General features: G+C 71.3%; 11 protein-coding genes. 5 read left to right on the forward strand and 6 right to left on the reverse strand.

Annotation, left to right across the window (positions count from 1 at the left end; all coding sequences use genetic code 11):
- Window positions 1-8 precede the first annotated feature (8 nt).
- From KY661_RS00995 to KY661_RS01010, 4 genes are all read right to left on the reverse strand, one after another.
- Window positions 9-665, reverse strand: coding sequence for a hypothetical protein (locus KY661_RS00995; protein WP_225408387.1), 657 nt, complete (start codon window positions 663-665; stop codon window positions 9-11).
- 157 nt (window positions 666-822) lie between these two features.
- On the reverse strand, window positions 823-1836 hold the full coding sequence (locus KY661_RS01000) for a metal-dependent hydrolase (RefSeq protein ID WP_225408388.1): 1014 nt from the start codon (window positions 1834-1836) through the stop codon (window positions 823-825).
- 3 nt (window positions 1837-1839) lie between these two features.
- Entirely contained in the window at window positions 1840-2649 is an 810-nt protein-coding gene (locus tag KY661_RS01005; protein WP_225408389.1) for a hypothetical protein, read from the reverse strand.
- A gap of 26 nt (window positions 2650-2675) precedes the next feature.
- Window positions 2676-4475 (reverse strand): acyl-CoA dehydrogenase, encoded by a 1800-nt coding sequence (locus tag KY661_RS01010; RefSeq protein WP_225408390.1) that lies wholly within the window; start codon window positions 4473-4475, stop codon window positions 2676-2678.
- Between the two features lie 142 nt (window positions 4476-4617).
- Between KY661_RS01010 and KY661_RS01015 the strand changes: the two genes are divergently transcribed.
- The 5 genes from KY661_RS01015 to KY661_RS01035 all read left to right on the forward strand — a co-directional run bounded on the left by KY661_RS01015 (window position 4618) and on the right by KY661_RS01035 (window position 10475).
- Complete coding sequence (locus KY661_RS01015) at window positions 4618-5853, forward strand: PQQ-dependent sugar dehydrogenase (RefSeq protein WP_225408391.1); 1236 nt, start codon at window positions 4618-4620, stop codon at window positions 5851-5853.
- A 122-nt stretch (window positions 5854-5975) separates the two neighbouring features.
- Window positions 5976-8573: a PAS domain-containing protein gene (locus KY661_RS01020; RefSeq protein ID WP_225408392.1), complete on the forward strand. Its 2598-nt coding sequence runs from the start codon at window positions 5976-5978 to the stop codon at window positions 8571-8573.
- Window positions 8570-9019 carry a response regulator gene (locus KY661_RS01025; RefSeq protein WP_225408393.1) on the forward strand — a complete coding sequence of 150 codons (450 nt, stop codon included), beginning with the start codon at window positions 8570-8572 and terminating at the stop codon, window positions 9017-9019. The genes KY661_RS01020 and KY661_RS01025 overlap by 4 nt, the downstream gene beginning before the upstream one ends.
- Window positions 9020-9024: 5 nt before the next feature.
- Window positions 9025-10146, forward strand: a complete 1122-nt coding sequence (locus KY661_RS01030) for a hybrid sensor histidine kinase/response regulator (RefSeq protein WP_225408394.1) — start codon at window positions 9025-9027, stop codon at window positions 10144-10146.
- A gap of 131 nt (window positions 10147-10277) precedes the next feature.
- Complete coding sequence (locus KY661_RS01035; protein WP_225408395.1) at window positions 10278-10475, forward strand: hypothetical protein; 198 nt, start codon at window positions 10278-10280, stop codon at window positions 10473-10475.
- Between the two features lie 48 nt (window positions 10476-10523).
- Here KY661_RS01035 and KY661_RS01040 read toward each other — a convergent pair whose 3' ends face one another.
- Both KY661_RS01040 and KY661_RS01045 read right to left on the reverse strand, forming a co-directional pair.
- Window positions 10524-11315, reverse strand: a complete 792-nt coding sequence (locus tag KY661_RS01040; protein WP_225408396.1) for an FRG domain-containing protein — start codon at window positions 11313-11315, stop codon at window positions 10524-10526.
- Window positions 11312-12088, reverse strand: coding sequence for a DUF4202 domain-containing protein (locus KY661_RS01045; protein ID WP_225408397.1), 777 nt, complete (start codon window positions 12086-12088; stop codon window positions 11312-11314). The genes KY661_RS01040 and KY661_RS01045 overlap by 4 nt, the downstream gene beginning before the upstream one ends.
- Window positions 12089-12168 lie beyond the last annotated feature (80 nt).

Genomic DNA, 12168 nt, shown 5'->3' on the forward strand with positions numbered 1-12168 from the left:
GGGGAGTGCTAGCGGCGGACCTCAATGTCGCGGGCGATGCTGCCGCCCCCGACGAGATCAAACGAGGCGCGCACCGGCGTGCCCTCGTCCAGCTCCTTCAGGGGCACGCGCTGGCCCTGGCGCAGGCCCCGGCTCTTCTTGTCGATGCGCAGCTGGTACACGTTGCCCTCCGGGTCGCGCACGTGCACGGTGCCCTGGCTCACGCGGCTGATCTTCCCGTCCACGCTGCCCGTGGCGATGACGACCTGCTCCAGCGGCTGGGAGTTGTTCTCCTGGAAGGCCTGCGCCGCGCGGGCCGCGCCCTTGTACCAGTCCTCATCCTCGTTCGCCTGGATGGCCTCCGAGCCGATCATCACCCGGCCCTCTTGGGCCTCGGGGGCCGCCTGGGTTCCCGGGGCCGGTGCGGCCCGCGGGGCCGTGGACGTCACCAGGCCCGGCGCCGCGCCGGGCACCGTCGTGCGGCCCACCGTGGAGGCCGGTGGCTGAGCCACGACCACTGGGTTGGACGGGCTGGCCGTCTGCTCCGAGGACGGCGTGGCCGCCGGCCGGGTGGGGGCCGGGGTCCTCGCGGAGGCCGTGGCGGCCGGTTCCGCGCGATCGCGCCCCTGGCAGCCCGTCAGCAATGCGCACACGCCAATCACTCCCATCCACGCCCGACGCCCCATGCTTGCTCTCCCTGTGTGAAATGCCGTGATCGCGGCAAGGAGCAAGCAGCGTGCCTGGGCCGCTCCCGTCCCGGGTGCCGGGAGAGTGCGGACTGGTGGACAGCCGGTGGGAAGGGTTTTTCCCTCCTGTGGGAGGTAGGGCGCCCTGCTGGAGAATTCAGCCCTCCGGAGTGGGCGGAACGGGCTCCGGCGCCCGCCAGCGGCGAAGCAGGGAGGCGGCGCTTCCGCCCCGGTCCAGCCGGGCGGTGCTCAGCGCGCCCTGGGCATCCAACTCCAGGATGAACTGGAGCGTGGGCTCCCCGCCCAGGTGGTAGCGCAAGTCACCGATGCGCAGCTCCGTGCCGCCCCCGGGCCGGCGCAGGGTGGAGACGAGGGGAAAGCGGGCCCAGGCCAGCGCCTCGCGCACGGTGGCGAGGTTCCGCGCGGACTCGGGCACGGCCCCAGGGCCGGGCCTCGGCCAGCGGCGCTGCTCGTGCGGCGGCTCGCCCAGGGCGACGGTGCCGGTGACGTACTCGCCGGGCAGCACCACCACGTAGCGCCAGGTGGTGAGCGACAGCCAGGCGGGGAAGACCTGCACCTGCTCCGCGCCGGGCCAGGTGCCGCGCACCCGGTGGCCCAGGGCGGCCTGGAACGAGACGCGCAGGCCCAGGTACGCCGCCGCGCCCACCAGCCCCAGCACCAGGGCCCGCCGCCACTGGGCCCGCCGGCGCCACGCCCAGAGCGCCCCCGCGAGCAGCGGCAGCGTCACCCACGGGTCCACCACCATCGACCAGTCGAGCGTCCAGCGCTCCCGGGAGAAGGGCAACAGCACGCGCGTGCCCCAGCCCGTCCACAGGTCGGCCAGCAGGTGCGCGAACAGCACCGAGCCCAGGCTGTAGAGGAACACGGGGCCCACGCGGGCCGGGCGGAAGACGGCCTTGGCCACGAGCGTGGCCGCCGCGGCGATGACGGGGGTGAACACCAGGGCGTGCGAGAGCCCCCGGTGCGCCTGGAGCGCGTGCACGACGGAGTTCTCCGAGGGCAGCAGGTTGTCCAGGTCCGGCAGCTCCGCGGCCAGCACGCACCCGAGCAGCACGGCCTTGTCCGTGGCGGACAGCGGCGCGCCGTTCGCGTCCGGCCGCCGCAGGGCCCCGAGGGCCAGCCCCATCAATCCGTGCGTGAGGTTGTCCACGCGTCAGTCCGAGAGCGCGCGGGACACGGCCCGGACGTGGAGCCGCACGCGCTCGCGCGCCGCGGTGAGCTCCTGGGCATCGGCCGGCATGTAGCCCAGGCACAGCACCACATCGTCCTCGGGCGAGGCCCGCACGCCCAGGCGGGCGTAGTTGAGCGTGCGGGAGGTGGGCTCTCCTTCCGTGTCGGGCGTGAAGCGGCCGAAGATGGGGGCGTGCTCGCCGCGCTCCGGCGCCGTCTCCTTCAAGGCGAACAGGCGCCGCATGGCCTCGAGCGCCGCGGGCTTGGCCATCACGGCCTCGGGCTTCGCCGGGCCCCCCAGCTCCCGCTCGATGAGGCGCAGGCAGCCGCGCACGAACTCCACATCCGTGATGACGAGCCCATAGAGGTACCAGTCCGCGCACGCGGCCAGGACGAGCCGGGCCTGCTCATCGGTGAGCCAGCTGAAGGAGGGGCAGGTGAACGTCTCGCAGATGGAGGAGCGGTAGACGCCGCAGTCGCGCAGATCCACCCCGCCCGTGGCCTTGGGGTGCCCCAGGCACCCCACCTGCCGCTGCCCTTCATCCAGGAACCCGAGCAGGGGACAGACGCGCACGGCGGGGAACAGGGGCGCCTCCCGCCGGGACTCGACGAGCTGCCGGGCAGCCCCCCGCCAGGCGGCGGGCTCCTTCGGGGTGTGGCGGAAATGCTGGGTCTGCTCGGCCAGGCGTTCGGTCAGGGCCGCTCGCGAGTGGTCGCGGAAGTTATAGAGGCCGCAGCAGGCGCCACAGGAGGCGCCCCGGCCGGGCTGACAGAGGTGGAACGAGACGGACACACTTCTTCTCTACCCGGCTCCGCCGTTTAGAACCACTCAGGACGCATGCCCGTGTACGAGTCCTCGCCCGAGCTGCACAGCTTCACCAGGACCTTGATGCGCGGCACCTCGGTGGCAAACCAGTACTGCGCCGCGCGCAGCTTGCCTTCATAGAATTCCTGGCTTTCTCCGCCGCGGGCGAGCCCCTCGCGGGCCGCCGCCGCCTGCGCCAGCCAGCGCCAAGCCACCGCGAGGATGGAGAACAGATCCATGTAGTCCGCGCTGTGGCGGAGCATCGTCTCCACCTCGCCCGCCATGCCCATGGCCCCCAGGGCCATCGTTAGCTCCAGCACCGACTCCAGCGAGGCCTCCAGCGCCGCGCACCAGGGCCCTGGGACGCCGGCCTGGCGGGCGCGCGCCACGGTGGAGAGCACCTCGTCCGAGAAGGCCTGGAGCGCCGCGCCCCCGCCCGCCACCGCCTTGCGCCCCAGCAAGTCCAGGCCCTGGATGCCCGTGGTGCCCTCGTGGATGCTGTTGAGCTTCTGGTCCCTCAGCCAGGCCTCCGGCAGGTACTCGCTCGAATAGCCGTAGCCCCCATGCACCTGGAGCGAGAGGACGTTGGCCTCGAAGCCCTTCTCGGCGGGGAATGTTTTTGCCACCGGGGTGAGCAAATCCAAGAGCAGCCCGGCGCGCTTCCGGGTCTCCTCGTCCGGCGCGTGCGCCGCGAGGTCCGCCTGGAGCGAGGTGGCGGCCAGCAGCGACAGGCCGCCCTCCACGATGGCCTTCTGGCGCAGCAGCATGCGCCGCACATCCGCGTGCTCGATGATGGGCGTCTGGTGCTGGCCGTCCTTGGCCCCGGCGGCGCGCCCCTGCGGGCGGGTGCGCGCGTACGCGAGCGCCTCGTGGTACGCCACGGAGGCGGTGGCCACGCCGTTGAGGCCCACCATGATGCGTGCCTCGTTCATCATCTGGAACATGCAGGCGAGGCCCCGGTGCTCCGGGCCCACGAGCCAGCCGTGACAGTCCCCCTCCTCGCCGTAGTTGAGCGCGAGGCTCGGCATGCCGCGCCAGCCAATCTTGTGGATGACGCCGGCCACCCGCACGTCGTTGTCCACCAGCCGGCCACCTTCCGGGCGGCGCGAGGGCACGGCGAACAGGGAGATGCCGCGCGTGCCCGGCGGGGCCCCGTCGATGCGCGCCAGCGTCAGGTGCACCACGTTGGGGGCGAAGTCATGGTCCCCGCCGCTGATGAAAATCTTGGAGCCGGAGATGCGGTAGCTGCCATCCGCCGCCGGCGTGGCGCGCGCCTTCACGTCCCCGAGGCTGCTGCCCGCCTGGGGCTCGGTGAGGGCCATGGTGCCCGTCCACTCGCCCTGGTACAGGGGCGTCATGAACTGCTCGCGCAGCCAGGGCGTGCCGAAGGCCTCGAGGAGGTGCGCCGCGCCGATGGTGAGCCCCACGTAGGCGTAGGCGCTGAGGTTGGCCGCCATGAGGTACGCGGAGGCCATGGAGTAGAGCGTGAGCGGGAGCTGCTGCCCGCCCACCTCGGGGGGGCGCGAGGCCGTGAGCAGCCCCAGCTCCACCAGCTGCGGGTAGAGCGTGCGCAGGAGCGGGTGGGTATGGACGCGGCCGTCCCGGAAGACGGGGGGCTCGGCATCCATCATCCGGTAGGTGGGAAAGAGCACCTCCCGGGCGAAGCGGCGCACGTTGCCGAGCACCAGCCCGAACGTCTCGCGCGAGTGCTCGGCGAAGGCGGGCAGGGCGCAGAGCGCCGGCGCATCGAGCACCTCGTAGAGCTGGAAGTCGACATCGCGGTCGGACAGGAGCGGGTTGGCGCTGACGGTCATGGCGCCATCTTAAGTGTTCACCAGACCGCCACCAGCCACAGGCCGAGTGTTCTCCACCACATGACATCTGGGCACGGCGGTGGCTCCGGGCGCCCCGAGCGGCGATAGGGGGCACACCACCCGCCGTTCCGGGAGCTCTTTGATGAGGACTGTCTCTTTCCGCCGTGGGCGTGCGCTGCTGCTGGTGGCCTCCGTGGCCGCCTGCAGCTCGGATTCCGACCCCAGCACCCTCTTGCCGCCGAAGACCGAGGTCCCCGGGGAGGGCAACCCGCAGGAGGACACCGCCATCAGCAACACCCTGCGGCCGGAGCTGCTCCCCTTCACGCCGGACCTGCTCCAGCGGCTGACGGTGGCCCCTGGCTTCCAGGTGTCCGTGTTCGCCCAGGACCTGGGCGACCCCCGGATGATGGCCGTGGCCCCGGACGGCGCCGTCTATGTCACGCGCCCCAAGAAGGGCGACGTGGTGCGGCTGCACGACGGCGATGGGGACGGGCGCGCCGAGGCGCCGCTCCCCGTGCTCTCCGGCCTGGAGAACGTGCACGGCATCACCCTGCACGAGGGCATCGCCTACGTGGCCACCCCCACCGAGCTGTATGCCGCCGATGTCCAGGCGGATGGCTCCTGGGGGCCCCGCAGGCGGATTGCCAGCGGGCTGCCCGACGGGGGACAGCACGCCAACCGCACGATGGCGGTGGGGCCCGACGGCAAGCTCTACGTCTCGGTCGGCAGCAGCTGCAACGCGTGCGCCGAGACGAACCCCGAGCACGCCACGATGCTGCGGATGAACCTGGATGGCTCGGGCCGGGAAGTCTTCGCCAAGGGGCTGCGCAACACCATCGGCTTCGGCTGGCAGCCGCAGACGGGCGAGTTCTGGGGCTTTGACCACGGCAGTGACCACCGGGGCGACGACATTCCCCCCGAGGAGCTCAACCGGCTGCTGCCGGGCAAGGACTACGGGTGGCCCTACGCGTACGGGAAGCAGAACGAGGACCCGGTCATCGACAAGCCCAAGAACATGACCAAGCAGGAGTACGCCCAGCGCTCCGAGCCCTCGGTGCTGGACTACCAGGCGCACAGCGCCCCCATCGGCATGGTGTTCTACACGGGCACCCAGTTTCCTCCCGAGTACCAGGGGGATGCCTTCGTCGCCATGCGCGGCTCCTGGAACCGCAAGCCCGCCACGGGCTACAAGCTGGTACGCGTCAGTTTCGAGAACGGGCAGCCCACGGGCTTCAGCGACGTCGTCTCGGGCTTCCTGCTCGAGGGCGGCCGCGCCCACTTCGCCCGGCTGGCCGGGGTGGCGCAGGCGAAGGATGGCTCGGTGCTCCTGGGGGATGACACCGGCGGCGTCATCTACCGGGTGGCCTACCGGCCGTAGCCCCCCTGCGGGTCCCGGGTGCCCCGGGGGATTGGACCCAGGAGCGATTGTCGGCTGGCGGAAAAGTCGTGCTAGGGAGAAACAGAGGGCCTGGACCACACTGTTAGCGTCCAGGGCCCGCCATGAAAGCCACCGAACCGCGCCTGCCAGAGATGGACGTTTCCGCTCTCCCCCCCGGGGAGCTGATGGGGGAGGGCGCCGCGAGCGAGACGTTCCGGCTGCTGGCCGAGACCATTCCCCAGATGGTGTGGACCACCCGGCCGGACGGGTACTTCGACTTCTACAACCAGCGCTGGTACGGCTACACCGGCCTGACGCCCGGCGAGTCCCATGGCGAGGGCTGGCAAGGGCCCTTCCATCCGGACGACTTGCCGGAGGCGCTCCGGCGCTGGCAGCACTCGCTGCGCACCGGCGAGACGTACGAGGTGGAGTACCGGTGCCGCCGCCGCGATGGCGTCTACCGCTGGTTCCTGGGCCGGGCCTCCCCGGTGCGGGATGGCACCGGGCGCATCCTCCGGTGGTTCGGCACCTGCACGGACATCGACGACCAGAAGCGCGCCACGGAGTCGATGCGCTTCCTGGCCGAGGCCAGCTCGCTGCTCTCCTCCGCGCTGGACCACGAGGTGACGCTGGAGGCGCTGGCCCAACTCGTGGTGCCGCGCCTGGCGGACTGGTGCTCCATCGAGCTGTCCCAGCCCGATGGCACCCTGCGCCAGGTCAGCGTCGCCCACGTGGACCCCGCCAAGGTGCGCCTCGCCCAGGAGATGCGGCGGCGCTATCCCAACTCGCCGCAGGACACCCAGGGCGCCATCCACGTGGCCCGCACGGGCATCCCGGAGTTCGCCCCGGAAGTCACCGACGAGATGCTGGTGGCGGGCGCCCGCGACGCCGAGCACCTGCGCCTGCTCCGGGAGCTGGGCCTGCGCTCGGCCATGTCGGTGCCGCTCACCGCCCGGGGCCGCACGCTGGGCGCCATGGTGCTCGTCAACGCCGAGTCCCACCGCCTCTTCACCTTCGAGGACCTGGCCCTGGCCGGCCAGCTTGCCGCCCGTGCCGCCCTGGCGGTGGACAACGTCCAGTTCTACGAGGAGGCGCTCCTCGCCCAGCAGCGCTTCCGCTCGCTCATCGCCGCCACCGCCCAGGCCGTGTGGGTGACGGCCCCGGATGGCACCGTGATGGAGGACTCCGTCTCCTGGCGCGCCCTCACCGGACAGACGTACGAGGAGTGGCGGGGCAGCGGCTGGCTCAACGCGGTGCACCCGGACGACCGCGAGCGCATCGGCGTGGTCTGGCGCGAGTGCATGACGCAGCGGCGCATCTACGAGGTGGAGTACCTCATCCGCAGGCCGGATGGGCGCTACAGCCCGACGCTCGCGCGCGCGGTGCCCGTGCTCAAACCCGATGGGACCATCCGCGAGTGGATCGGCACCCACACGGACCTGGAGGCCCAGCGCGAGGCCGAGGCCGCCGCCCGGCGCCACGAGGCCGAGGCCGCCGCCCGGCGCCACGAGGCCCTGCGCGCCGATATCAGCGCGGCGCTCGCGCAGCCCGGCTCCTCGCTGCAGGTGCTCCAGAGCGCCTGTGAGGCGCTGGTGCGGCACCTGGGGGTGGCCCGGGCCCGGGTGTGGCTGCAGGACCGGGAGGATCAGCTGCTCCACCCGCGGGTCAGCGCGGGGCAGGGAGCCGCCCAGGAAGAGCCCGCGCCGCTGGCGCTGGGCCACACGCCCATCGGGCGCATCGCCCAGTCGCGCAAGCCCTGGGTGGTGCACGATGTGCGGCACGCCTCCAGCCTGGAGCTCGCCGGGCTGAGCCTGCCCCAGGAGAAGGTGTCCTTCGCCGGCTATCCGCTGGTGCTGGGCGAGCAGCTCATCGGCGTGCTGGCCCTGTCCAGCACCCAGCCGCTCAGCCGGGACATCGTGGACGTGCTCGCCGCGGTGGCGGAGATCATCACCCAGGGCGTGGAGCGCCGCCGCGCGGAGGAGGCGCTGCGGCTGCACGCCCAGGAGCTGGCGCGCTCCAACGAGGAGCTGCAGCAGTTCGCCTACGTGGCCTCGCATGACCTGCAGGAGCCCCTGCGCATGGTGGCCAGCTACACCCAGCTCCTGGGCCGGCGCTACCGGGGCAAGCTGGACGCGGACGCGGACGAGTTCATCCGCTACGCGGTGGACGGGGTGAACCGCATGCAGCGGCTCATCCAGGACCTGCTGGCGTACTCGCGCGTGGGCACCCGGGGCCGGGAGTTCAAGCCGTGCGAGATGCTCCAGCCGCTGGAGCGCGCCCAGGAGAACCTCCGGGCCATGCTCCAGGAGACGGGCGGCGCGGTGGAGGTGGAGGGCCGCCTGCCCACGGTGCTCGCGGACGAGTCCCAGCTCGTGCAGCTCTTCCAGAACCTGGTGGGCAACGCGCTGAAGTTCCACGGCCCCACCCCGCCCCGGGTGGTGGTGCGCGCCGAGCCGCAGGGCCCCGAGGGCTGGCGCTTCACGGTGAAGGACAACGGGCTGGGCATCGATGCGCAGTACTTCGAGCGCATCTTCATCATCTTCCAGCGCTTGCATGGCCGTGAGGAGTACCCGGGCACGGGCATCGGGCTGGCCATCTGCAAGAAGATCGTCGAACGTCACGGAGGACGCATCGGCGTGGAGTCGCGGCCCGGCGAGGGCTCCACGTTCTGGTTTACCCTTCCGGCAGCGCCCCCCTCTTCCCAGGGTTCCCCGTCATGACGAGCGAAGACACCGGCAGGCCCATCGAGATTCTCCTGGTGGAGGACAACCCCGGAGACGTGCGGCTGACCATCGAGGCCCTCAAGGAGGGCAAGGTGCGCAACAACCTCTCCGTGGCGCGCGACGGGGTGGAGGCGCTCGCGTTCCTGCGGCGCGAGGGGCCCCACGAGAAGGCCTCGCGCCCGGACCTCATCCTCCTGGACCTGAACCTGCCCAAGAAGGACGGGCGCGAGGTGCTGGAGGAAATCAAGAAGGACTCGGTGCTGCGGCGCATCCCCGTGGTGGTGCTCACCACCTCCAAGGCGGAGGAGGACATCCTGCACACCTACGACTTGCACGCCAACTGCTACATCAACAAGCCGGTGGACCTGGAGCAGTTCATCTCCGTCGTCCGGTCCATCGATGATTTCTGGCTGTCGGTGGTGCGGCTGCCCTCGAAGGTCTGATGGCGATGAGCGGCGAGGAACGTCCGATGCGGCTGCTGCTGGTGGAGGACAACGCCGGCGATGCGCGCCTCATTCAGGAAGAGCTCAGGGAGGTGGACGCCGCGCGCTTCAAGGTGCTGCACGTGGAGCGGATGGTCCAGGCCGAGAAGGCCCTCATTGAGCAGTCGCCGGACGTGGTGCTGCTGGACTTGTCCCTGCCGGATGGGCACGGGCTGGGCAACATCTCGCGCCTGCTCCAGGCAGGCCCCTCGGTGCCGCTGGTGGTGCTCACCGGCACGGACGACGAGCGGCTGGCGGTGCAGGCCGTCCACCAGGGTGCTCAGGACTACCTGGTGAAGGGCCAGGTGACGGGGCCGCTCCTGGTGCGCGCGCTGCGCTATGCCATCGAGCGCAAGCGCGTGGAGGAGGGGCTCAAGCGCGAGGAGGCCCAGCGCCAGACGGCGCTCTTCCGCGAGCAGTTCCTGGCCATCCTCGGCCACGACTTGCGCAACCCCCTGCAGGCCATCTCCGGCAACGCGGACCTGCTCCTGCGCTACGGGGGGCTGGCCGAGCCGCAGCGCAAGGCCGTCAACCGCATCTCCATCTCCGCCGAGCGCATGGCGCGGATGATCAACGACGTGCTGGACTTCACCCGGGCGCGGCTGGGCGGGGGCTACCCGGTGACGCGCGCGCGGGTGAACCTGCACGACGTGCTGCGGCAGGTGGTGGAGGAACTGGAGGTGGCGCACGCGCAGCGGAACTTCGAGCTGAGCCTGTCGGGCAACGGATGGGGCGAGTGGGACGCGGACAGCATCGCCCAGGCGGCCTCCAACCTGGTGGGCAACGCGGTGCAGTACTCCCCGGAGAACACCCCGGTGTCGGTGGCCGTGCGGGACGAGGGGGAGGGCATCCGGGTGGAGGTCCACAACGAGGGAGCGCCCATCCCGGAGGAGCGGCTGCCGTACGTGTTTGATCCGTTCGTCCGCGGCACCGAGGGGGCGAGCAAGGCGCGCACGGGGCTGGGGCTGGGGCTCTACATCACCCACGAAATCGTCCGGGCCCACGCGGGCACCCTGCGCGTGACGTCCACCGCCGCGGAGGGCACCTGCTTCTCGATGTCCCTGCCCCGGGCGGCCCCGCCCGCCTGAGCGCGGCGCGCGCCCGGCCAAGGGGCAGGCAAGGGAGCATCCGAGGGGCAGGCGCCGTCCTGCCCGGGGATGACCATGTTGGGGAGGACGGGGATCGCGGAGATCCTCCTCTCTCGAACGGAGGTCACGGCATGATCATCATGGGTTTGGTGGTCTTCAGCTTCCTCATTCTCATGGCCGTCCTGCTGGCCACCATCCTCTTTGGTGCCGCGGCGCGGGAGTCGGAGAAGGACATGCAGATGCGCACCGAGTGGGCACGCCAGGAGGCGCAGAAGTCCAACGTCAGCCTCACGGATGAGCCGTACCGGGACCACACCGTCCCGGTGTAAGTCCCCGGGGAGTCTCCCCGGGAAGAGCTTCCCGGGGAGCGCGGGCGCCTAGCGGGGCCGGGGGCTGTAGTAGCGCCGCAGCCAGCGGCACAGCCCATCCAGGCCCGGCATGAGCACGCGCTCGGTGACGTTGATCTGATCCAGCTTGTCCCGCACTTCCCACTTGAGGGAGGCAGGGATGATGAGCCGGCGCACGCCGCGCTCCTGCTTCTCCAGGAACGTGTCCAGGCGCAGCTGCGGGCCGTTCATCACCGAGAAGAGCGCGAACTGGTTCACGATGCGCTCATCCAGCGAGGGCGGCTCAAGGAAGAGCACGAAGGGGTGCTGGGCCAGCCGGTCGAAGGAGGCCAGGTCTCCCGCGCCTTCCGCGAGCATATCGGCGGTGAAGACGTCCGCGCCCTCGGTGCGCAGCTGCGCCTGGAGCGGCTCGGGCAGCAGCCGGTTCGTCTCGTGGTAGTCCACGCACCACATGGCCCCATCCACCTTGTGGAAGTCAGGGTTCTCCGTGATGAAGTGGAGCGCGACGTAGGGGCTGAACGTCCAGTCCAGCAGCCGGGTCGGCAGCCCATGGTGCTGGGCCAGGGCCAGCCAGTCCCAGACGGTCTCACACGACGGGGCGAAGTGGCCGCGCGCGTACTTGCGGAAGGCGCGCAGCAGGCCCCGCTCGTGGTCCGAGAAGGAGCCCTGGTCCCGGTTGAGCGAGGTGGACAGGTCGTGGTTCTCGTCCGGCACGCCCCGGAAGGCGAAGCGGGACCGGAAGCGCCCGATGGACTCGTTCCACGACTCGGCGAACAGGGCCTCTTGCAGTTCCGTCCAGTTCTTGACCCGGTGCTCTTTCATGACGCGAACGGGAGTGGGTACCGGGTGCCGGGAAGCCACTTCGGCGCTCCCCGCCAGCACCGGTGCGCGGGGCCGAAGTGCTGCCGGAACCCCTCGGTGCTGAGCGAGAGGAACGACAGGCCATCGGCCTCTTCGAGCAACGCCTGCCGCCGGCCGTGCGGGGAGGACTCCGGGGCGCTCAGCAGCTCCCGGACGGCCTCGCACGTGGCCGCGTCCACCCCGGCCTCCGTTAGCAGCGCGTGCGTCTGCTCCCCGGCGCCCGGCGACGGCACGTCGAGGTCATGAAAGAGGGCCGCCAGCTGGGTGGCCAGGTCCGCCTGGGGCTCCAGCCATAGCACCCACTGCCAGGTGTCCAGCGCGTGCTGGTAGCGGGCGCACGCCTGAGGCTGGTCCAGCGCGTACTGGGCGCGGTGCCGCTCCAGCAGGTGGTCGAACAGCGAGCCGGCGGAGTCCGCGTTGCGCTGGCCGACGAGCCCCTGGTAGCGGGTGAGGATCTCCAGCGCGCTCCGCGCGAGCCCCGCATCCTCCGTGCTCACCAGGTGCAGGGCCATCCGCTCCGTGCCCGCGGCGGTGAAGACCCGCGGATCCCACGTGAAGGGGTCAAACCCCGGGGCCCGCCACTCCTCCACCTCCAGGCGCAGCACCTGGGCGCCTTCGCCCGAGGCCAGCGCCTGGATGGCGACGGCCGGAAACCGGGCGGCCAGCTCGGCCCAGCCCCGCTCGGCCTTCAGTGCTTCCACATCGAGTTCGGACAGCAGCAATTGGCGCAGCATCCCGCCTCCCTCCAGGCCCCCCCGATGGGCCACTCATGCTCATACTGGGCGTGCCTACGTGTGACTACAACGGACCCTGC

The sequence above is a fragment of the Allostigmatella hybrida genome (assembly GCF_020103775.1).
In the GTDB taxonomy this organism is placed as follows: domain Bacteria; phylum Myxococcota; class Myxococcia; order Myxococcales; family Myxococcaceae; genus Hyalangium; species Hyalangium aurantiaca.